Source organism: Labrenzia sp. OB1 (genome assembly GCF_001624695.1).
GTDB lineage: Bacteria > Pseudomonadota > Alphaproteobacteria > Rhizobiales > Stappiaceae > Roseibium.
Map to the genome: position 1 here is coordinate 126309 of NZ_JSEP01000001.1, position 22515 is coordinate 148823.

Annotated in this window: 21 protein-coding genes and 1 other annotated feature; of the genes, 16 read left to right on the plus strand and 5 right to left on the minus strand. The window is 60.2% G+C overall.

The features are described from left to right. Positions 1-44 precede the first annotated feature (44 nt). On the plus strand, positions 45-1028 hold the full coding sequence (locus tag OA90_RS00580; protein WP_068405530.1) for a sugar-binding transcriptional regulator: 984 nt from the start codon (positions 45-47) through the stop codon (positions 1026-1028). Positions 1029-1240: 212 nt separating this feature from the next. Here the strand turns inward: OA90_RS00580 and OA90_RS00585 are convergent, their stop codons facing one another. Next, positions 1241-1690, minus strand: a complete 450-nt coding sequence (locus OA90_RS00585) for a 6,7-dimethyl-8-ribityllumazine synthase (protein ID WP_068405533.1) — start codon at positions 1688-1690, stop codon at positions 1241-1243. A 297-nt stretch (positions 1691-1987) separates the two neighbouring features. Here OA90_RS00585 and OA90_RS00590 point away from each other — a divergent pair, with 297 nt between their 5' ends. The 8 genes from OA90_RS00590 (at position 1988) to OA90_RS00625 (ending at position 10959) form a co-directional block, all read left to right on the plus strand. Further along, on the plus strand, positions 1988-2812 hold the full coding sequence (locus tag OA90_RS00590; protein ID WP_068405536.1) for a phosphogluconate dehydrogenase C-terminal domain-containing protein: 825 nt from the start codon (positions 1988-1990) through the stop codon (positions 2810-2812). A gap of 168 nt (positions 2813-2980) precedes the next feature. Next, complete coding sequence (locus tag OA90_RS00595) at positions 2981-3865, plus strand: D-ribose ABC transporter substrate-binding protein (RefSeq protein WP_244274514.1); 885 nt, start codon at positions 2981-2983, stop codon at positions 3863-3865. Positions 3866-4019: 154 nt separating this feature from the next. Beyond that, complete coding sequence (locus OA90_RS00600; protein WP_199823547.1) at positions 4020-4640, plus strand: DUF2291 domain-containing protein; 621 nt, start codon at positions 4020-4022, stop codon at positions 4638-4640. After that, positions 4637-6202 (plus strand): sugar ABC transporter ATP-binding protein, encoded by a 1566-nt coding sequence (locus tag OA90_RS00605; protein ID WP_156510339.1) that lies wholly within the window; start codon positions 4637-4639, stop codon positions 6200-6202. The genes OA90_RS00600 and OA90_RS00605 overlap by 4 nt, the downstream gene beginning before the upstream one ends. Then, positions 6199-7263 (plus strand): ABC transporter permease, encoded by a 1065-nt coding sequence (locus OA90_RS00610; protein WP_068405545.1) that lies wholly within the window; start codon positions 6199-6201, stop codon positions 7261-7263. Before OA90_RS00605 ends, OA90_RS00610 begins: the two co-directional genes overlap by 4 nt. Before the next feature lie 22 nt (positions 7264-7285). Next, a complete protein-coding gene (locus OA90_RS00615; protein ID WP_068405548.1) occupies positions 7286-8317 on the plus strand; it encodes a Gfo/Idh/MocA family oxidoreductase in 1032 nt (343 codons plus the stop codon). Next, positions 8314-10134, plus strand: a complete 1821-nt coding sequence (locus OA90_RS00620; protein WP_068405551.1) for a hypothetical protein — start codon at positions 8314-8316, stop codon at positions 10132-10134. The genes OA90_RS00615 and OA90_RS00620 overlap by 4 nt, the downstream gene beginning before the upstream one ends. A gap of 87 nt (positions 10135-10221) precedes the next feature. Next, positions 10222-10959, plus strand: a complete 738-nt coding sequence (locus OA90_RS00625; RefSeq protein ID WP_068405554.1) for a transcriptional regulator NanR — start codon at positions 10222-10224, stop codon at positions 10957-10959. 160 nt (positions 10960-11119) lie between these two features. On the opposite strand, the gene OA90_RS00630 is transcribed toward OA90_RS00625, so the two are convergent. Beyond that, positions 11120-11950 (minus strand): phosphogluconate dehydrogenase C-terminal domain-containing protein, encoded by an 831-nt coding sequence (locus OA90_RS00630; protein ID WP_156510340.1) that lies wholly within the window; start codon positions 11948-11950, stop codon positions 11120-11122. Positions 11951-12053: 103 nt separating this feature from the next. Between OA90_RS00630 and OA90_RS00635 the strand changes: the two genes are divergently transcribed. Beyond that, complete coding sequence (locus tag OA90_RS00635) at positions 12054-13451, plus strand: four-carbon acid sugar kinase family protein (protein WP_068405558.1); 1398 nt, start codon at positions 12054-12056, stop codon at positions 13449-13451. Continuing rightward, entirely contained in the window at positions 13448-14701 is a 1254-nt protein-coding gene (gene oiaX, locus OA90_RS00640; protein WP_068405562.1) for a 3-oxo-isoapionate-4-phosphate decarboxylase OiaX, read from the plus strand. Before OA90_RS00635 ends, oiaX begins: the two co-directional genes overlap by 4 nt. 41 nt (positions 14702-14742) lie before the next feature. On the opposite strand, the gene OA90_RS00645 is transcribed toward oiaX, so the two are convergent. Continuing rightward, positions 14743-15441, minus strand: a complete 699-nt coding sequence (locus OA90_RS00645) for an RraA family protein (protein ID WP_068406545.1) — start codon at positions 15439-15441, stop codon at positions 14743-14745. 65 nt (positions 15442-15506) lie between these two features. Continuing rightward, positions 15507-16463, minus strand: a complete 957-nt coding sequence (tal, locus tag OA90_RS00650) for a transaldolase (protein WP_068405564.1) — start codon at positions 16461-16463, stop codon at positions 15507-15509. 393 nt (positions 16464-16856) lie between these two features. On the opposite strand from tal, the gene OA90_RS00655 reads away from it, so the two are divergent. The 5 genes from OA90_RS00655 to OA90_RS00675 all read left to right on the plus strand — a co-directional run bounded on the left by OA90_RS00655 (position 16857) and on the right by OA90_RS00675 (position 21641). After that, entirely contained in the window at positions 16857-17312 is a 456-nt protein-coding gene (locus tag OA90_RS00655) for an RpiB/LacA/LacB family sugar-phosphate isomerase (protein WP_068405566.1), read from the plus strand. A 135-nt stretch (positions 17313-17447) separates the two neighbouring features. Beyond that, positions 17448-18458 (plus strand): dihydroxyacetone kinase subunit DhaK, encoded by a 1011-nt coding sequence (locus OA90_RS00660; RefSeq protein WP_068405568.1) that lies wholly within the window; start codon positions 17448-17450, stop codon positions 18456-18458. Between the two features lie 3 nt (positions 18459-18461). Next, positions 18462-19076, plus strand: a complete 615-nt coding sequence (gene dhaL, locus OA90_RS00665) for a dihydroxyacetone kinase subunit DhaL (protein ID WP_068405571.1) — start codon at positions 18462-18464, stop codon at positions 19074-19076. An 85-nt stretch (positions 19077-19161) separates the two neighbouring features. Beyond that, positions 19162-19219, plus strand: a sequence feature (sul1 is cis-regulatory element that is thought to sense ions involved in sulfur or methionine metabolism; They are found in Alphaproteobacteria). A 66-nt stretch (positions 19220-19285) separates the two neighbouring features. Further along, positions 19286-20776: a SulP family inorganic anion transporter gene (locus OA90_RS00670; RefSeq protein ID WP_068405574.1), complete on the plus strand. Its 1491-nt coding sequence runs from the start codon at positions 19286-19288 to the stop codon at positions 20774-20776. A gap of 10 nt (positions 20777-20786) precedes the next feature. Continuing rightward, a complete protein-coding gene (locus tag OA90_RS00675) occupies positions 20787-21641 on the plus strand; it encodes a universal stress protein (protein WP_068405577.1) in 855 nt (284 codons plus the stop codon). 83 nt (positions 21642-21724) lie between these two features. Here OA90_RS00675 and OA90_RS00680 read toward each other — a convergent pair whose 3' ends face one another. Beyond that, positions 21725-22510 (minus strand): triose-phosphate isomerase, encoded by a 786-nt coding sequence (locus tag OA90_RS00680; protein WP_068405580.1) that lies wholly within the window; start codon positions 22508-22510, stop codon positions 21725-21727. Positions 22511-22515 lie beyond the last annotated feature (5 nt).

Genomic DNA, 22515 nt, shown 5'->3' on the forward strand with positions numbered 1-22515 from the left:
ATTTATTCATAGGAGCCGGACCCGAACCAGTTGGAGCTTATGACGTGTCGCGCCTGAATGAACTACGCATGATCGCTCGGGTTGCCCAGATGTATCACATCGAGGGCAAGCGACAGGCGGATATCGCCAAACATCTACGCATCTCCCAGGCAACGGTCTCCCGAATGCTCAAGAAAGCCGTGGACGAGGAGATCGTGCGCACCACGGTCGTCGCACCTTCGGGGACCTACAGCGAACTGGAGACAGGGCTCAGGGCAGCGTTCGGGCTCGCAGAGGCCATCGTGGTGGAATGCTCCGAGGACCGCGAAGGCGCGATCATGGCGCGCATCGGCGAAGCTGCCGCTCATATCATCGAGGCAACCTTGCAGCCCGGTGAGATCATCGGCGTTTCCAGCTGGAGCCAGACCATTCTCAAGATGGTCGACAACATCCATCCGATGAAGAACGGCAAGGCGAAATATGTTGTCCAGACCCTGGGTGGCATGGGGGACCCGACGGTTCAGATCCACGCCACGCAACTGACCTCCCGGCTTGCCAAACTGACCGGCGCCGAGGCGCGTCTGCTGAGCGCACCCGGCGTCGCGCAATCGCGGGAAGCCAAGCTTGTTCTGCTCAGCGATCCCTATATCCGCGAGACCATCGACCTGTTCAGCCGCATAACCCTCGCCATCGTCGGCATAGGCGCGCTGGAACCCTCCTGGATGCTGGCCCGCTCCGGCAACATTTTCACGCCGAACGAACTGGCCGCCGTCAAGGAGGCAGGGGGCGTCGGCGACATCAGCCTGAGGTTCTTCGATCAGGATGGTGGAACCGTCAAAACACCGCTCGATGACCGGGTGATCGGTATGCCACTGGAAGATCTGGCGCATATAGAGCGTGTCGTCGCGCTGGCCGGCGGCGATACCAAGACCGACGCCATACGCGGCGCACTCAGAACCGGCAAGATCGATGTTCTGATCACCGACAGGTTTACCGCCGAACGGCTGGTTACCCCGCCCCAGGCCGAACCGCAGGCAAAGCCTCTTTAGGTCTCAGTCTGCCGGCAAAGGCCTGCATCTGCTGTCCTGCTCTCGGTCAGCATCGCGCCGGTCGGCCCCGGAATACCCATATTCAGGTAGGTCAACGTCCCCAGTGCTGCCCCGGACTTGATACGGGAACACCCGGACGGCCCCGGATCAAGTCCGGGGCCGTCCGAGGAGGAATACCCCAACTCGGGCAGTCACCGCGCGAAAACAACTGGCTACGCGCCGAGCTTTGCCACCAGATCGGCCGCGCTGACTGCGGCATCCGCGGCTTCCTTGCCCTTCTTGACGAAATGCTCGCTGAAGAAGCCTTCATGCTCACCGGTCGGTTGAAAACGATGCGGCGTCAGAGAGACCGAGAGCACCGGAACGCCCGACTTGAGCCCGGCTTCCATCAGACCCGTAACCACAGCTTGAGCCACGAAATCGTGGCGGTAGATGCCACCATCGACGACAAGCGCAGCGGCGGCGATAGCGTCGTATTTTCCCGTCTCGGCCAGTTTGAGAGCAACGAGCGGCATTTCGAACGCACCTGGAACATCGAAGCTTTCCACTTCTGCTCCCGGGTCCAGCTCCGAAAGTCTCTGCTTGAAGCCCTCGAACGCCTTGTCGACGATATCCGCGTGCCAGCGTGCCTTTATGAAGGCGAATTTTCTGGTTTTGCTCAAAGGTCCCGTTCCTTTTTCCGTGTTTCCTGAGGCTCGCTGTTTCATGGCCACAAGGCAGCTTGCTCCCTTATGGCTCAAGCAGGCACGTCCCGCCACATCAATCGAGACGTTTTTTGACGCAGGGGAGGCGTCACCCTGGCGCACAAGTGCATCCGATTCACCCCTGCTCAATTGACTTGCACCACCGGAATTTAACTAGACACATGCAACTGACTACAGATAATAATAATGTCATCATACCAGTTGACATCAAAATTTCACTGTGGATTCATAAAAATCATAAGCTTGGGAGGAACCATGAAAATCGCGCTCATAGGTGCGGGGGGAAAAATGGGAGTACGACTCTCCCATAACTTGAAGGGCTCCCGATACAACGTTGCTCACGTCGAAGTCAGCAGTGAAGGCAAGAACCGGCTGAAGTCCGAAGTCGGCGCTGATTGCGTCGATATCGATGAGGCCCTTGTAGGGGCCCGCGCAGTTATCCTGGCAGTGCCGGACACGGCAATAAAGGCGGTCTCCAGCAGCATCATCGACAAGCTCGATCCGGGAACCATCCTGATCGCATTGGATGCGGCCGCCCCGTTCGCGGGCCATTTCCCGGAACGGGACGACATAACGTTCTTCGTCACTCATCCCTGCCATCCGCCGATCTTCAACGATGAGACCGACATGTCCGCAAAGCGCGACCATTTCGGTGGTGTCGCGGCGAAGCAGGCAATTGTCAGCGCCCTCATGCAAGGGCCGGAAGAGCACTTTGCGATTGGAGAGGACATCGCGAAGACGATCTTCAAACCGATCCTGCGGTCCCATCGCATCACCGTCGAACAGATGGCGCTTCTGGAGCCCGGCTTGTCCGAGACAGTGTGCGCCACGCTCCTTGTGGTCATGAAGGAGGCCATGGAGGAAGTTGTGCGCCTCGGCGTCGACCGCCAGGCGGCGCGCGACTTTCTGCTCGGCCACATGAATGTTCTTGGCGCGGTTGTCATGGAGGAAGTTGACGGCGTCTTTTCAGATGCCTGCAACAAGGCAATCGTCAATGGAAAAACACGCCTCATGCGTGATGACTGGATTGGCGTGTTCAAGCCGGAGGAAATCAGGGAAAGCATCCGGCGGATCACCTGATCGGAGTTCCTGCGTCCTGACCGGCGCAGGCAACTTGAACGAACCGGAAGCTCTGAACTTGCTGGAGCGGTTCGGCACTGAAGACTGAAATTCAAAGTTAAACGGGAGGACTACATGACATTCACTCGCAGAACGCTCCTTGCTGGGGCTGCGCTCGCAGCCACTCTCATGGTGCCCGCCTATGCATCCGCGGCGGATCTGATCGCGATCATCACGCCTTCGCATGATAATCCGTTCTTCAAGTCGGAAGCGGAAGGCGCACAGCAGCGCGCTGAAGCGCTCGGCTATGAAACGCTGGTTCTCGTTCACGACGATGATCCGAACAAGCAGAGCGAACTCTTTGACACCGCGATCGCTCGCGGCGCAAAGGCGATCATCCTGGACAACGCCGGAGCTGACGCCTCCGTGGCACCGGTTCGCCGGGCCAAGGAAGCCGGTATTCCGTCCTTCCTGATCGACCGTGAAATTTCCGAAACCGGTGTTGCGGTCTCCCAGATTGTTTCCAACAACTACCAGGGCGCCCAGCTCGGCGCTGAAGAGTTCGTGAAGCTGATGGGTGAAGAAGGCAATTACGCCGAACTCGTCGGCAAGGAATCCGACACCAACGCCGGCATCCGCTCCTCAGGTTACCATGACGTCATCGACCAGTATCCTGACATGAAGATGGTCGCGCAGCAGTCCGCGAACTGGAGCCAGACGGAAGCCTACGAGAAGATGGAAACCATCCTCCAGGCCAATCCTGAGATCAAAGGCGTCATCTCCGGAAACGACACCATGGCCATGGGGGCCTGGTCCGCTCTGAAAGCGGCCGGCCGTACGGACGTGATCGTGGTCGGGTTTGACGGCAGCAACGATGTCCGCGACTCGATCCTCGAGGGCGGTATCAAGGCTACCGTTCTTCAGCCGGCCTTCCGCCAGGCGGAAATCGCTGTCGAGCAGGCCGATCAGTATCTGAAGACCGGCTCCACCGGTCAGGATGAAAAGCAGCTGATGGACTGCGTGCTGATCAACGCATCGAACGCCGGTAATCTCGAAACCTTCGCACTGAAATAAAACGAGATCGGTTGCGGCGGATCCGTTCGTCGCAACCGGACCCTTTCATAATACCTGGTCCCTTGCCTGCTGCCAGCGGCCGCAAGGCATGGGTGAGTTTTATTCGGGAGGATGCAAGGTGCATCGCGGCTTAGCTCCGTCAATTTGTATGGTCATGATTGTTGCCGCCCTTGGCGGCTGTAAGCTTGAAAAAAACGATATTGTTGCAGATGGCGATGGCAAGGACGTTGTGTCCAGCCAGCCCGGCGGCGACATGAACTCGCTGGTCGCTGACATCTGGGACAAGCAGGTCATCCCGCATCTTCAGGATACATCGACTGACATGAAGTCTCTGGCGATAGCAATTGCCGAGGATCTCGACGCCGCCGGCAACGCAAACGGCTATCGCGCTGCAAGTGAGGGCAGCCCCTGGAACTTCGCCACAAGGATCACCGGTACGATCGTCTCGGCCAAGACAGACACCCGCGCCGCAACCGCCGAAATCGACTTGGACGGAGACGGGGAAGCGGACGTCACCCTGCAGCTCGGCCCGGTTATCCGCGGCACGGCGCTTCGGGACGTCCTTCCGTTTATCGACTTCACATCCTTTACCGACCAGATCGAATTTGCCCAGTTGTCGCGAGCCCTGAACACGCGCGCTTATGAGGCAGCGCTGAAAGATCTGCCGCGCGACGCGCTCGTCGGCCAGAAGATCGACGCCATGGGCGCATTCACGGTGCGCGGCTCCGCACCTCCATTTCTCGTCACTCCCGTTGCCCTGAAGGTGGGCGAATGATGACCGCGCCGGATCACAGGATCGGACTTTCAGTGCGCGGCGCGACCAAGGTCTATCCGGGCACCCTCGCCCTGAACGACGTTGACTTCGATGTCCATCTGGGCGCGGTCAATGTCCTTGTCGGCGAGAATGGCGCGGGAAAATCAACGCTCATGAAGGTCATCGCCGGCGTGGAACAATTGACGTCGGGCGAGATCCTGATGGAGGGCGAACGCTTGAGCCTTCCCGACACCCGCACGGCCGCCGCCCACGGCATCGGCATCGTGTTCCAGGAACTGAACCTGTTTCCGAACATGACAGTTGCCGACAATATCTTTATCGCGCGGGAGAAAACCCGGGCGGGCATCGACATCGCGGCCGGTGAGCAGAAAAAGGAAGCCGTCGAACTGCTCAAGCGGCTGGAACATGACATTTCGCCGGACGCCCTTGTCTCCGACCTGCGGATTGGCGAACAGCAGATAGTCGAGATCGCCAAGGCGCTTGCGCAGGATGCCCGCATCCTGATCATGGACGAACCGACTTCCGCTTTAAGCGCGGCGGAGGTGGAGATCCTGTTCAGGGTAATCGCCGATCTGAAAAAGCGCGGCGTCGGCATCGTCTATATCTCACACCGCCTCGAGGAGCTGATACGCATCGGCGACTACATCACCGTGCTCAGGGACGGCGTCCGGACCGGTGCCCGTTCCATGGAGGGCGTGGACGTCTCCTGGATCGTGCGCAACATGATCGGTGCTGCATCCAAGGATTTCGCCAAGACGGTGCAGCATGATTTCGGCGACGAGATTTTCCGCAGCGAAGACATCTGCCTGATCGGCAAGACCGGCAAATATGTGGTCGACCATGTCTCTCTGAGCCTCCGGGCCGGAGAGATCGTCGGCATCTATGGTCTGATGGGCGCCGGACGATCCGAGTTTTTCGAATGCATCATGGCGCAGCATCCAAATTGCAGCGGTGCGTTCTTCATTGAGGGAAAGCCTCTGAACGAACCGGACGTGGCCGGCCGTATCTCCCGAGGCCTGGCCCTCATCCCGGAGGATCGCAAGGCCGAGGGGCTGGTGCAGATCCTGCCGATCAGGGAGAACATGTCCCTCTCCAGCCTCGGAAGCTTCGCAAAGGGCATCCATCTCAGCCTGCGCCGGGAGCGCGAGACGGTCGCCCGGTTCGTGCGTGACCTCACCATCAAGATCGCCAGCATGGAAAACCCGGTCAGTTCGCTGTCCGGCGGCAATCAGCAGAAGGTCGTCATCGGCAAGGCGCTGATGACATCGCCGAAGGTGCTTTTGATGGACGAACCGAGCCGCGGCATCGATATCGGCGCCAAGGCGGAGGTGTTCCGCACCATGCGCAAGCTCGCCGCGGAAGGCCTCGGCATACTCTTTGTCACCTCCGACCTTGAAGAGGTCATGTCCTTGTCCGACCGGATCGTCGTGATGTCCAACGGGCGGATCACGGGTGAATTCAACGGACCCGACGCAACAGAAGAACAGATTATCGCGGCTTCCGCGATCGGCCACGCTCCCTCAGGCGAAGCGAACCACATGAACGAGAGGAAACACGGATGACATCGCTCACCGCAACACAGGGTCAGACCGGTTCGGGCGGGCAACCCCTGGTTCTGCTACTGCTGAAACTCAGAACCTTCATCGCGCTGATCGCCGTTTTCGCCTTCTTTTCGATGGCGGCACCGAACTTCCTGAGCGCAGCCAATTTCGTCATCATGTCCAAACATGTGGCCCTGAACGCCTTTCTGGCAATCGGAATGACATTCGTCATCATCACCGGCGGCATCGACCTGTCGGTAGGCTCGATTGTCGGCCTGTGCGGCATGGTGGCCGGCTGGCTGATCCTCAACGGCATCGATCTGGGGATCGGATACTCGCTCTATTTCAACCTGTTCGAGATCATTCTCATCACCCTGGCCGTGGGCGTTCTGGTGGGCGCCATCAATGGACTGCTGATCACACGGTTGAATGTCGCCCCCTTCATCGCGACCCTCGGAACGCTTTATGTGGCGCGCGGACTGGCGCTGCTCTCGTCTGACGGCGCGACCTTTCCGAACCTTGTCGGCAAGGAGGACTACGGTTCGACGGGCTTCTACCTCATCGGCACGGGCAGCATTCTCGGGATACCCATCTCCATCTGGCTGTTGATCGCGGTTGGCTGCGCCGCGGCCTATATTGCCTCCAGAACCCCTCTCGGCCGGCATATCTACGCAGTCGGCGGCAACGAGAAGGCCGCGGCCCTTTCCGGGGTGAAGGTCAATCGCGTCAAGATGTTCGTCTACATGTTCTCCGGCTTTTGCGCGGCGATCGTCGGTCTGGTCATCTCTTCCCAGCTTGTGGCCTCGCACCCCGCGACCGGCGAAACATTCGAACTGAACGCCATCGCGGCGGCGGTGCTCGGGGGAACGTCCATGTCCGGTGGCCGTGGACGCATTGGAGGAACCATCGTCGGCGCCTTCGTCATCGGGGTACTGTCCGACGGACTTGTCATGATGGGAGTGAGTTCCTTCTGGCAGACCGTTATCAAGGGACTGGTGATCATTGCCGCGGTTGTCGTAGATCAGGCACAACAAAGACTTCAGGCGCGGGTAGCCCTGCAGCAGCAGGCCGCGGCCCGATAAAGAGCCCGACAAGGAGAATGGAATGAAAAAGGGTGCACTGATTGGCTGCGGCTTCTTCGCTCAAAACCACATGCATGCCTGGGCCGACGTGGAGGGGGCCGAAATCACGGCGCTTTGCGACCGGGACGAGGACCGTCTGAAGGCCACGGCCCAACGCTTCGGGATCGAAAGAACCTACACGGATGCCGCGGAACTGCTCAAGGCAGAGACCCTGGACTTCGCCGACATCGCGACCACTGTGCAGACCCATCTCCCGCTTGTTCAGCTTGTTGCCGCGAGCGGTGTGAACATCATCTGCCAGAAGCCCTTCGCGGACACCATGGACGACGCCAAGACCATGACCGGCCTGGCATCGGCCGCCGGCGTCACCCTGATGGTGCATGAGAACTTCCGCTGGCAATCGGCCATCCGCAAAGCGAAAGCCGAAATCGAAACTGGGGCGATCGGGACACCGTTCTGGGGGCGCGTCAGTTTTCGCTCGGCCTACGACGTCTATTCGGGCCAGCCCTATCTTGCCACCGATGACCGTTTCATCATTCAGGATCTGGGCATCCACATACTCGACATCGCCCGGTTCCTGTTCGGCGACGCGAAATCTATCAGCGCCAGCACCAGGCGGGTCAATCAGGCCATCCGGGCGGAAGACGTCGCCACGATGATGCTCGTTCACGAAAACGATGTGACCAGCATTGTCGACTGCAGCTATGCCACCCGTCTGCCGCATGAGCATTTCCCCGAGACCCTGCTTGAAGTCGACGGCAGTACCGGTACGCTGCGGCTGATGTCCGACTACCAGCTCGAGATCCACAACGCGCAAGGCACGTCACGAAAGGATGTGTCGCCGCCGCTGCTCCCCTGGGCCGAACGTCCCTGGCACAACATTCAGGAGAGCGTCTTCAACATCCAGCACCATTTCATCGACTGCCTTAAGAGTGACAGGGCGCCCGAAACCTCGGGCACCGACAATCTCAAGACGCTCGACCTCGTTGAGGCGGCCTATCTTTCCGCCAGCGAGGGAAACCGAACCATAGATCTGCGTGATCCGAACCGATGACCGACGACGAAGCCCAGAACCTGTTTGGCACGACACAGCCCCCCGCCCCGTACCGGATCCTCCGTGCCGGTGCGCTGTCGGCACGGCTTGAAAACGGCAATCTCAGATACGTCAGTGTCGAGGGTATCGAGATCCTGCGGGCGATATCCTATGTCGTGCGCGACCGCGACTGGGGAACCCTGGCGCCTCGCATTGAAGACATGAAGGTTGAGGAAGGGGCGGAGGAATTCACCGTCACCTATAACGCGGTCTTCGTGAATGCAGGCGCAACACTCAAGGTATCCACCCGCATTGAAGGCAGCGCGGACGGCCGCTTGAGCTACAGCGCGAATGCCTTCGCCGAACAGGATTTCGAAACCAACCGCTGCGGGTTCAACATCCTGCATCCGATACGGGATGTCGCCGGTGCTCCGGTGGAGGTCGAGCATTGCGACGGGTGCCGCGAGAAGACCGTTTTCCCGGAACTGATCGAGCCCTGGCAGCCGTTCAAGAATATCCGCGCCCTTACCCATTGGCCGGCGGCCTCCATCAAGGCGACTTGCAGGATGGAAGGAGATGTCTTTGAAATGGAGGATCAGCGCAACTGGTCCGATGCCTCCTACAAGACCTATGTGCGCCCGCTGGCGCTTCCATGGCCGTATATCCTGCCGGGAGGGCAGGAAAACCAGCAGGAGGTCGAACTCCTTGTTGAAAAAAACACGACCGGTGCAAGTTCCTCGCAAACCGCAAGGCACGACGGACCTGTCACGATTGAAGTAGGCCCACCAGCCGGAATGACGTTGCCGGACATCGGCCTGCTGATCACACCGGAAGAAAGCGAGCCCGCGCTCAACAGCGCCGACCGCCTTTTCGAGTTGAAGCCGAAGTCGATCCTCCTGCATTTCGACCCGACAACCCATCACGATCCGCAGTTCTGGGGTCACTACAAGACCCTTCAGGACATCTATCCGGCGGAATACGACCTGGAATATGTCGTCGCCGGCGAAGGCGACCTTGATGCGGAATTCGAAGAACTTGCACGGAAGGTGAGCGACAGCGGCATAACGCTGAATTCCCTTGCGGTTTGTCCGTCTGTCGATCGCCAGTCCACACCACCTGGCAGCGACTGGCCCGAGTGCCCGCCGCTTGAAGACATCTATCGCGCCGCCCGTGGCGCGTTTCCCGGCCTCGCGCTCGGCGGAGGCATGTTCAGCTACTTTACGGAACTCAATCGCAAGCGCCCGCCGCTCGATCTGCTCGATTTCGTGACGCATTCGACCAGTCCGATCGTGCACGCCGCCGACGATGACAGCGTGATGGAGACCCTGGAAACCCTGCCCCATATCACCCGGTCGGCAAGGGCGATTATCGGCGCGAACACCAGCTACAGGATCGGGCCGTCCACGATCGGGATGCGGATGAACCCCTATGGATCCAGAACCTTCGACAATCCGGACAGCGAACGCATCTGCATGACGTCCGACGACCCGCGTCAGCGCGGGGCATTCGCTGCCGCGTGGACGGTTGGATATGCGGCACGCATCGCCGCCGCCGGCATCGAAAAATGGATCCCGGCGGCATTCTCCGGGCCACGCGGCGTGCTGACAGCCGCGGGAGACGACTTCCTGCCTGTCGGCCGCGCCATAACGGAACTGGCGCGGGCACAGGAACTGCCGCTGCATGTGTATAAGGTGAGCGACGAACGTAAACTCGCGGCGCTTGGATTCGACACGGCCACGGGCCGCGCAATTCTGATCGCAAATTTGACATCTAATGAACTCGAAATCAGTACGGCCGGGACCGATATGCTAGGGCCGTTTGAGACCAGATGGTTGTGACATCGGAAATGATAAGCTATGTCCGCAACTGGTACGTCCGCAAATTAGGGGACGCAAAATAGACACGAGGGTTTGAGGCGGAAAACCATGGAGAACTGGAACGGCCCGGGTGGCGACGAAGACAAGATCGTTCGCCGCAAGTTATCCGATCAGGTTCTTGAACGCCTGCGCGAAATGATTGTGCGCGGGGAACTGGCACCTGGTGACCTCATGCCCTCCGAGCGGGAACTGATGAAGCGCTTCGGTGTCGGCAGGCCGGCTGTGCGCGAGGCGATGCAATCCATGCATACACAAGGCCTCATCACGATATCTCACGGCGAACGCTCCCGTGTCAGTGAATTGTCCGCCGATCTGGCCTTCCGGCAAATGGACATGGTCGCCCGGATGCTCCTTTCCGCTTCCTCCGATAACCTGGAATATCTGAAGGAAGCCCGCCGTCTGTTCGAAGTCGGCATGGTGAAGATTGCGACGGAAAAAGCGACGAAGGACGATATTTCCGAACTCGAGAAGCTGCTGGCGACACAACGCACCAAACTCGGAAATCCGTCCGAATTCATCAAGGCGGACATCGCTTTTCACAGCAAGATTTCCGCGATCTCGGGCAACCCCATTCTGGCCGCCGTCTGCGACGCCATGCTCACCTGGCTGTTCAATTACCACTCCGACCTGCTGATCTGGTCCGGCCAGGAAAACGTCACGCTTGAGGAACACCAGAAGATCATCGAGTGCATCGCGTCCGGCGATCCGGCTGCCGCCGCATCAGCGCTTGGGACCCACTTGAACAGGTCCAAGGATCTTTATCGCCATCATAACCAGGCCGAATAGAGCGCTTTTCTGGAAACACGCTGCCATCTGACGCGTGTTTCCAGCCTGCAGACATGTCATTGAAACCAGCTGAAAGCCGGAATTCGATCTATTCTGGAATGCCAGGACGGCCTGCGGCGCTACCGCCGCAGACAGATAGTCAAACCCCTTCCGCGAAATATCAGGTAATCCGGTCCACGCTGGCGGCGATCTCGGCGTCGTCGAGGCAACGCTTCCAGTCATCGCGCATCAGAACAGGGATACCGTATTCGATCGCCTTGTTGGCGGCGTCCGAAAAGACCCCCTTGTGCTGGTCGAAAATGACGGCGCCCATGATGTTCATATGGCCCAGCAGAAAATCCCTTGCGCAGTCGTAGGGCACTCCCCGCTCGACCACTTCGTCCATCGCCTGCCGCAACACCATCATCAGCGACCCGTTCACGGTTTCCGAAAGGCCCGGCTCCAGCATCGCGAACTGCTGCAGCGTGACCCGGTGCGAGCGCATGACCGGCGCATAGATGGTCCGGCCGACCAGATCTCCCAGCGCATAGTCGCTCTCGGGCCCCTGAATGAGCACGTTCACGATACCCTGCTTGGCCGCCAGACCGCCGAAATAGTCGCGTTTGGCATCCGGATCGGTTTCATCGTTCCAGATCGGCGGATGACAGGGGTGGGACACGAAATAGGTAACATCCTCGCGCTCGGGCAAATGACCGGCAAAGGGCGCAGCCCCGTCCAGGCAGTAGAGCATCGCTCCCGGTTTGATCTTGTCGATGATGCTGTGAGAGATCTTTCCGATCAGGGTGTCGGGTACGGCCAGAACAATCACATCGGCGCCTTCCAGCGCCGTATCAGGCTCGACACAGTCCACGCCATGAACTGCACGCACGCGCTCCTGACCTTCCTGCGAAACCTCGACATGCATCGTTTCGAAATCGGTGGACTTGGCAAGATTGGCGCCGAGGCGCATTCCCATTTTGCCACCCGCGCCGAACAAGGCCACTTTCTTCACGTCACTAACTCCCTAGGGTACAAGCAAATACGGTAAATGTCGTTGACAACTGGTATGATGAGATACTAATTACATAAGTATGTCAAGCTTTTAGGATCAGCGCATGAAAGAAAGCAGCCCGAAAAAGACCTTGCGGAAGCTTCCTGAGGGGCCGCTGGTCGCCTGGTACGGAGATGATTTCACCGGAGCGGCAGCGGTAATGGAGGTGCTGGCCTTCGCCGGACTTCCTTCAATTCTCTTTCTGGATGTACCTACCCGGGAACAGCTTGGCCGATTTCCGGACATACGCAATATCGGAGTGGCGTCCACAGCCCGCGCCAGATCGCCGCAATGGATGAGCGATACCCTGCCTGACGCGTTCGATCAACTCAAAGAGCTCGGCCCTCAGCTGGTTCACTACAAGGTGTGCTCCACCCTCGATTCCTCACCGGAAACCGGATCGATCGGACGGGCCATCGAAATCGGAGCGGAGCGGTTTTCCCCCACTGTCGTTCCGGTGCTCATCGCCGTCCCGCAAATGCGCCGCTATCAGTGCTTCGGCCATCTGTTCGCGAGCGCCGGAGACGGCATTGTTCGCCTCGACAGACACCCGGTGATGTCGCGCCACCCGGTCACGCCAATGACGGAAGCCGATGTTGGCCTCCATATATCGAAACAGTCGGACAAGCTCAACACGGGTCTCCTGTCGCTTGAGGACCTGAACGCGGGTGACACCGTGTCCCTGTCCGGTTTCTCAGACGGCGGCAAGCTCACGGCGGTAACCATAGACAGCGTGGACGCCGCCACGGATGCGGCTGCGGGGCGAGCGATCTGGGAAGCGCGGGAAGAGTGCCCCTTCGTGGTCGGCTCCCAGGGAATTGAATTCGCCCTGGTTGAATATTGGCGTCAGAGCGGCCTGTTGCCGGTCACGTCGGCACCTGCCGGGATAGGACGCTCGCAACGCATGGCAATCGTCTCTGGATCGGTGTCCCCGACGACGGCCGACCAGATCGCCTGGTCGAAAGCCAACGGATTTGCCTGCATCGAATTCGACGCGGTGAAGGTTTGCGGCGAACCTGAAGAGCTCGAGGCGGAAATCGAACAGGTCGTTGAGCGGTCGCTCGCGGCGCTTTCGCGGGAAACCGACCCTCTGATCTTCTCGGCTGCCGGTCCCGAAGACCCGGCTGTCGAGCGTTTCAGGCAGGCGGTTGCCGCATCCTCGCTCGATATGCCTTCCGCCAATCGCAAGGTTGGAGAAGCGCTCGGCCATATCCTCAAACGCGTCCTGGAACGGGGCGACGTAAGGCGTGCTGTCGTCTCGGGCGGAGACACTTCGGGATACGCGACCCAACTGCTGGACATCTTCGCCCTGTCCGCACTTGCACCGACCATTCCCGGCGCATCCATTTTTCAGGCGCATGCGGACGGCCCGATGGACGGACTGGAACTGGCGCTGAAAGGCGGCCAGATGGGAACGCCGGATTATTTCGGCTGGGTGCGCGACGGCGGAGGACCAAGATGACCGCGTCCAGGGAAACCATCAACGTTACCTACAGGCTGGAAACATCGGGGGATGTTGAAGCGCTTGCAGCGAAGATCGCCGCCGACCAGTCGACCGGCACCTTCACCGAACTGCCCGGCGAGACCGAGGAAGTGCGCGCCCGATGCGCTGCCAGGGTCGTTGAGATCCGGCCGCTCGAGCCGACCGATGTTCCTTCCATTCCGGCACCCGGCGGAACCGGCCCCTATCATCGCGCGGACGCGGTCATCGCTTATCCGCTGGAGGCCGTCGGCACCGACATCGCCGCACTGATGACCATCACCATCGGCGGCGTTTACGCGGTTCGCGGGCTCACCGGCATCCGCGTCATGGATATCGACCTGCCCCAGGCATGGTCCTGCCATCCGGGACCGCAATTCGGCATTCCCGGTTCACGGCGTCTGATGGGCGTTGAGCAAGGTCCCATGATCGCCTCGATCATCAAGCCATCGCTCGGCCTGTTGCCTGAGGAAACCGCGAAAGTTGTCGCCCAACTCTGCGAAGCCGGTGTCGACTTCATCAAGGACGATGAAAAGCTGATGAGTCCGGGCTATTCGTCGTTGGAGGCCCGCGTGAAAGCCATCATGCCGGTCATCCTGGATCATGAGCAGAAAACCGGCAAGAAGGTGATGTACGCCTTCGGGATCTCCTCCGCCGACCCGGATACGATGATGCGCCATCACGACTGTGTCGTCGACGCGGGCGGCAACGCAGCGGTCGTCAACATCAATTCAATTGGGTATGGCGGCATGTCCTTCCTGCGCAATCGGTCGCGGCTGTGCCTGCACGCCCATCGCAACGGCTGGGATATTCTGACCCGCCATCCGGGCCTCGGCATGGAGTTTCGCGCCTACCAGAAAATCTGGCGCCTGCTCGGTGTCGACCAGTTCCAGATCAATGGAATACGCGCGAAATACTGGGAGCCGGACAAAAGCTTCGTTCGCTCCTTCCATGACCTGGCGACTCCGATCTTTTCGGAAAACGACCGCTCGCTGCCGGTTGTCTGTTCCGGCCAATGGGGCGGTCAGGCGGTGGAAACCTACCGCCGCACGGGCAGGACGCTCGACCTGATGTATCTGGGAGGTGGCGGCATTCACGGGCATACGATGGGCGCGGCCGCAGGGGTGCGAGCGATCCGCCAGGCGTGGAAAGCCGCGGAACTCGGCATGGAGCTGGAGGAATACGCCAGGGACCAGCCGGAACTGGCAAGCGCCCTGGCCAAATGGGGCTGACCAAGCGGGGATGACGCCCCGTCGCCTCTCGCCGGCAAAGGTCAGTCGACGACGACAGCGCGCCCGTCGGCAATCATCTCGGCGATGAGCTGCATGTCATGGAAGCCCTTGGCAACCTTCGCCTCGAGTTCCTCCTCGAGGGCACGCACCTGCCGGACCTTTTCCGCCACCGCATCTATCTCGGAGAAAGGCACCACCACGACGCCATTGCGGTCCGCGACGATCAGGTCGCCGCTTTCGATCTGACGCCCGCCGACAACCGCTCCGAAACCGACCCGTGCCGGACCGTTGGAGTAAGGTGAATTGGGGCTGAGGCCGGCACACCAGACGGGCATGCCGACTTCGACGATGCCTTCATAATCCCGCATCGCCCCGTCGGTCACAAACCCGGCCGCCCCCTTGTTCTTGAGCATGCCGCAGAACTGATCCCCCGAGGCCGAACAGTTGCGATGACCGTGAACTGCCGAGACGACGATGTCGCCCGGCTCCAGGACATGCAGCGCGCCCATGGTGGCGAGAATTTCCGCAGGACCGTTCTCCGCGACAAGGGCCGGACCGACGGCCCTGCAATCGACATCGCGGCCATTGCCGATGGGCTGTATGGCGCAGTCCAGCGCGCCCTGACCGTTCATGGCATCGCAGACGAAACCGGTCGGAACGTCCCGGAAGGCTTCGATCTGCTCCGGTGTCGGGCGATTGAAATTCCGCCTGAGCGTCAGGACGGGTGGTTCTTCGATCATGGCGCGCTCCGATTGAATGCCGCAGTCCGCCGGAACGGACATGCGGCATCAGGCTAAGTCCGGCGTCAGGCTGCGGACGCCGTCATGCGTTCCGCGACGAGGTTAATCAGTGTCTTGTGGTCCTTGTCGAAGTTGCGGATGCCCTCGGCGAGCTTTTCGGTTGCCATCGGGTCCGCATTCATCTGCCAACGGAACGCCGCCTCGCCCATTTCGACAGGAGCAACGCCTGTTGCATTTTCCGGCGACAACACTCTCTTCAGTTCGGAGGTGTCGCTTTCCAGCTCGGTCAGCAGCTTCGGTGCAATGGTCAGGTTATCGCATCCCGCCAGGGCCATGATCTGCCCGGTGTTGCGGAACGACGCTCCCATCACGACGGTGGAGATACCGTTGGACTTGTAATAGTCGTAGATCGAACGAACCGATTTGACACCCGGATCCTCATCGGGCGCATAGCTGTCGCGCCCTTCCGCCTTCTTGTACCAATCGGTGATGCGTCCGACGAAGGGCGAAATCAGGAAAGCGCCGGCATCGGCGCAGGCCACGGCCTGGGCCATCGAGAACAGAAGCGTCAGGTTGCAGTCAATGCCCTCGCGCTGCAGGATCTCGGCCGCCCGGATACCTTCCCATGTCGAAGCGAGTTTGATGAGGATCCGCTCCTTGCCGACACCCCGTCTGTCGTATTCGGCGACAATCGCGTGTGCCCGCTTGACGGAGGCATCCGTGTCGAAAGACAGGCAGGCATCCACTTCGGTCGAGACGCGGCCAGGAACCAGCGTCGTCAACTCGGCGCCGATGGCGACCGTAAGCACATCGGTGACCTGTTCCGGCGACAAGCCGTTTTTGCGCCCGGTTTCAATCTCCCGGACGATCAAGGCCTCCGACGCCGGGTCCTTGAGCGCTCCCAGCACCAGAGACGGGTTCGTCGTGCAATCCACCGGTGCAAAGGCCTTTACGGCCGCAACATCGCCGGTGTCCGCGACAACGACCGTCATGTTTCTGAGTTGTTCAAGCACACTCGCCATTCTAAGTCTCCAGTTTCAACATCATTGTCCATCAGCGCATGCGCCCGGGCACAATCCGCATCTTTGCCCTCAAACGCCATTACACGGACGTCGTTGTCAATTCTTTCCTGTTCATTGCACGGGGATGAAGGCACGCAGCTGTTGCAAGGCCAGTCTCGCGAGGAAAATTTTTCCCTTGGACAACTGGCCCCTCCGGCCTTCGTTGCAAGCGGGATTGATTAGATGCTATCATCTCATTATACCAGTTTCAAATTCAAACCATGACAATCGCAGCGGATAACAGAGCCTTTCGCATGCTCCACCGGCGACCGGCCGTTAAAAAGAATATCAGTCCGGACGTTCCCGAAAACCTCTCACGCTGCCAACCCCAAAGACGTTTCCAGGAGAAGTTTCATGAAAATTGCAGTTGCCGGCGACAGCGCGGGGGAAGGGCTTGCGCGTATTCTGGCCGATCATCTCAAGGACCGATTCGAGATCTCCGAAATCTCGCATACCGAAAATGGTCCCGACCGGTTTTATGCCAACCTGGCCGATCGCGTTGCCAGCCAGGTGATGGAAGGAACCTACGACAGGGCCATCCTGTGCTGCGGCACCGGTATCGGTGTCTGCATCGCGGCCAACAAGGTACCGGGCATAAGAGCCGCGCTCGTCAGCGACTCCTATTCGGCCGGCAAGGCGGCAACCTCGAACAACGCCCAGGTCATTACTCTCGGCGCCCGCACGATCGCCGGCGAACTCGCCAAGACCATCGTCGATGCCTATCTGGAAAAATCCTTCGATCCCGCCGGGCCGTCGGCAGGAAATGTAGGTGCGATCGATACAGTCGATTCCAAATACCACGCGAGTTGATCCGGACAGATTCCAGCGCGAATCGCCCCCTTCTCATCGACGCCTTTTCGGTTTCTGATGGAGACCGGGAGTGAGTCGAGGACTGTTTCCTGAAACGGGGAGCGACTCCGGGATTTCGACGAGGAGGATATTTCAATGGATCAGACGCAAAAGCTCATCAACGCCGGCGAAGACGCGGTTGACGAGATGCTGTCGGGGATCATGGCGGCACATGGCAGCCACCTGTGGCGACCGGAGAACGCACCGCGGGCGGTGATCGCCAGGGACGGCCCCCGAAAAGGCAAGGTCGGGCTGATCATCGGCGGGGGCTCGGGTCATGAGCCGACATTTCTTGGCTTCGTCGGCAAGGGCCTGGCCGATGCCGCGGCCATTGGAAATGTGTTCGCCTCCCCTCCGCCCCAGCCAGTCGTTGATGCCGCAATGGCGGTCGATGGCGGCGAAGGCGTCCTCTTCATGTATGGCAACTATGCCGGCGACGTCATGAACTTCGACATGGCGGCGGAGATGCTCGAACTTGAGGACATCGAGGCGCGCACGGTGTTGACCACCGACGACATCGCATCAGCGCCCCGCGAGGCCCGTGCGACGCGCCGGGGTGTCGCGGGAAATGTCTTCATCTTCAAGGCGGCGGGTGCCGCCGCCGACAAGGGCCTGTCTCTCGATGAGGTCGAGCGCGTCGCCCGCCACGCGAACGACCGGACTTACACGATGGGCGTTGCCCTTTCCGCCTGTTCCCTGCCGCATACCCGCCGTCCCAATTTCCAGTTGGCCGCCGGCGAAATGGAAATCGGCATGGGCATTCACGGCGAGCCAGGCGTTCGCCGTGGTCCGCTGCAAAGCGCCGATGCCGTTGCCGATGAAATCATGGATGCCATCCTTGCGGAAATGGCAGCCGGAGCAGGAGATGAAGTCGCGGTCCTGGTGAACTCGCTCGGATCGACCCCGCTGATGGAGCTTTACATCCTTTATGCACGCGTCGCCGAACGGCTCGGCGAGGCCGGTCTGAACATCCACACAAGCCTCGTCGGCCCCTACTGCACATCCATGGAAATGGCCGGAGCATCGATCACGGTCATGCATCTGGACAGCGAGTTGAAGCAGATGCTCGACCATCCCTGCGACTGTGCGATGTTTCAGGTAAGGTAACCCATGGATTTCACGGCAAAAGACCTGCAAGCGCTGCTGGACGAACTCGCCCGGGTGATGGCGGCCGAGCGCGATACCCTGTGCGCCCTTGACGGAGAAATCGGCGATGCCGACCATGGCATCGCCATGGAACAGGGCATGGCGGCAGCGGCAAGTGCCGCGCGTGATTTGGCCGCAGACCTGGAGGACTGCAGCCTTCAGGACCTCTTCAACGCCGCAGCGAAGGGCTTTCTGAACGCTGTCGGCGCGTCCTCCGGACCTCTTTATGCGACGGCCTTCATGCGAGCGGGAAAACAGGTCGGCCCCGCGACATCGATCGCAGCCGATGACCTGAGATTTGTAATCGTGGCCATGGCGGACGGCATCACCCATCGCGGCAAGGCCGAGACTGGCCAGAAGACGATGATCGACGCCTGGAGGCCAGCCGCCGACATCGCGGCAGCGGGAGGAACCTCGGCCGACGTCCTCGCCGCGGCGGAAGCCGGTGCAGCGTCCACCCGCGATATGGTCGCGACACTGGGCCGTGCCGCGCGCCTGGGCGACAGAAGCCTCGGTCATCCGGACCCCGGCGCCGTGTCCGCCACCCTGATCGTCAAGGCCATATGCATGCGTTTCTGAAACGGCATTCAGAACGAGGGCCGTCGCAGTGCCGGCCTATCATGACTTGGCTTTTGCACTGCAACACGCTAAGAGACCCGGATCACACGGACCCGGGTGAGATTCCCGGGTGGCTCTTCCGGCCGCCGATCCGCCGGACAACCCGAAACTTTATCTTGAACCACCGTAGCCGGAAATGCCGCTCCGGATGACAGAACTTTGGGCTGTTTATGATCTCCTTCACTCAATACAAAAACCAATGGACGGGTAACATCCGGGCCGACCTGCTGTCGGGCCTCGTCGTTGCACTCGCCCTGATCCCGGAGGCTATCGCCTTCTCCATCATTGCGGGCGTCGATCCGAAGGTCGGACTCTATGCGTCCTTTTCCATCGCCGTGCTTGTCGCCATAACCGGTGGCCGCCCCGGCATGATCTCGGCCGCAACCGCCGCAACGGCGGTGCTCATGGTGACCCTGGTCAAGGATTACGGGCTGCAATATCTGCTTGCCGCCACCGTTCTTGCCGGACTGCTGCAGATCGGCGCCGGATTGCTGAAGCTCGGATACGTGATGCGCTTCGTTTCCCGCTCCGTCATGACAGGCTTCGTCAACGCGCTGGCGATCCTGATCTTCATGGCGCAGCTGCCGGAACTGGATCCCTCGCGCGTGCCGCTCCTGACCTTTGCGCTCGTCGCCGCCGGTCTTGCGATCATCTATCTGTTCCCGCGTGTGACCAAGGTCATTCCCTCGCCGCTTGTGACAATCATCGTGCTGACCGTCCTGTCGATCACCTTCGGCTGGGATGTGCGCACCGTCGGCGATATGGGAGAACTCCCGAACACGCTGCCGATATTCCTGATCCCGGATATCCCGCTGACCTTCGAGACCCTGCAGATCATCTTCCCCTATTCGCTTGCCGTCGCCGTCGTCGGCCTGCTGGAAAGCCTGATGACCCAGCAGATCGTGGACGATCTTACCGATACGCCTTCCGACCGGAACCAGGAATGCATCGGCCAGGGCATCGCCAACACGGCAACCGGTTTCATTGGCGGCATGGCCGGATGTGCCATGATCGGCCAGTCGATGATCAACGTGAAGTCCGGCGGACGCGGACGCCTGTCCTGCTTCGCAGCCGGTGTCTTTCTTCTCTTCATGGTGGTGGTCTTGGGCGATCTCGTCGGCCAGATCCCCATGGCCGCTCTTGTTTCGATCATGATCATGGTGTCGATCGGCACATTCTCCTGGAGCTCGATCAAAAACCTGAAAGAGCATCCCCGCTCGTCATCCATAGTCATGCTGGCGACGGTGTTCTTCGTGGTCTACACCCACAACCTTGCCATCGGCGTGCTCGTCGGCGTGTTGCTCTCGGGCCTGTTCTTTGCCTGGAAGATCTCGCAGATTTTCCGTGTAACGACGACGATCAGCCCGGACGGGCGGCATCGGACCTATCAAATCGCGGGACAGCTGTTCTTCGCCTCCTCGGAGGATTTCATGAAGGCACTCGACTTCAAGGAAGCAGCCGAGAAGGTGACAATCGATGTCAGCCGCGCCCATATCTGGGACATTTCATCGGTCGCCGCCCTCGACATGGCAGTCCTGAAATTCCGCCGCGAAGGCGCGGAAGTGGACATCGTCGGAATGAACGAGGCATCGGAAACCATTGTCGACAGCCTTGCGATCCACGACAAGCCGGGCGCCATGGAAAAACTGCTGGGGCATTAGGGAGGCTCATATGACTACAGGCACATTGATTGCCCTTGTGGACGGTTCGAAATACTCGCAAAGCGTCTGCCACTATGCGGCATGGATCGCCAAAAGGATCGAGGCCACGGTCAAGATCTACCACGTCCTCGGACGCCGCCAGGGTGTCGACCGGCAGGATCTCAGTGGCGCAATCGAGCTCGGTGCGCGCTCCCACATTCTGGAGGAGCTGAGCGAACTCGACACAAGGCGCGCCAAACTCGCCCACGCCCAGGGACGGGCGATCCTCGAGGATGCCCAGGCAATCGTCGAGGCCGAAGGTGTGCGTGTGGAAACACGGCTGCGGCAGGGAGATCTGGTTGAGACCGTCCTCGCCAAGGAAGACACCGGCGACATGATCGTCATCGGCAAACGCGGTGAAGCAGCGGATTTTGCCAAGCTCCATCTCGGTTCGAATCTGGAGCGGGTCGCCCGCTCAAGCAGCAAACCGATCTTCGTCGCAAACCGCGAGTTCAAGCCGGTCACCAAGGTTCTGGTTGCCTTCGACGGCGGACACTCATCGCTGAAGGCCGTGGACTATCTGGCGCGCAACCGTCTGCTTGCGGACATCCCGGTCGCGCTGGCGTTCGCGGGAGTGGAAACCCCGGATATTCGCAAGGCCCTCGAAAACGCGAAGGCGACATTGTCAGCCGGAGGATTTGAAGCCGAGATCCTCATCGAGAACGGCAAGCCGGACAATACGCTCGGCAAGCTCGTTGAGGAAAAGGGTTTCGATCTGGTTGTCATGGGAGCCTACGGCCATTCCCGGATCCGCAGCCTGATCATCGGCTCGACCACATCGGAAATGATCCGCACCTGCAAGGTGCCGATCCTGCTCATGCGCTGAGCGGAAGTTCCGGTTCTAACCTTGTGTTCATGGGGCAGGCGGAGTGCGGATACATGCTGCAGTCCGCCGCCGTGATTATCGCTTCATCTCAAGAGCGCGCCAAGCTTGCCCGAACATCTGGAAAGGATGTCGAGATATCCCTCGACATCCCAGGCGGACCGGCCGATGAACAGCCCGTCCACATGCGGGCAGGAAATCAGCTCCTCGCAATTTCCCGGATTGACCGAACCGCCATAAAGGCACGGGATTCGTCTTCCAAGAACCTCTTCGGCAACCTCGATGATTTCCGCCTGCCGGGCATCCGCATAGTCTGAAGTGGCCGGAATACCATTGACCCCGATTGCCCAGACCGGCTCGTAGGCCAGCAGGACGCCGGCCTGCTTCTGCTCTCCCGACAACTTGCCCAGCGCCGCGCGAACCTGGGTTTCCAGAACAGCGCGCGCCTGTCCGGCTTCCCGTTCCGCCAGCGTCTCGCCGATACAGATCAGCGGGATCAGCCCGTGACGCACAGCGGCTTCCGTCTTCAATCCGACCGTTTCGTCCGTTTCGCCAAAATGGGCCCGGCGTTCGGAATGTCCCAATTCGACGATATCCAGACAGCAGTCCGTCAGCATCGCCGGGGACACCTCCCCTGTCCATGCGCCGGCGTCCTGCCAATGCATGTTCTGCGCGCCCACCTTCACGGATGTGGAGGCAAGCATTGTCTTGACCTCCCGCACGGCTGTGAAGGGCGGGATCACGAAGCGCTGGATGCGCGGGTCGCGGTCGTCTTCGCTTGCAATGAGCCCCTCGGCAAAGCGCCTGGCATCGGCCAGCAGCTTGTTCATCTTCCAGCTTGTTCCGATCCATGCCTGGATGGTGGCGGCCATTCTGT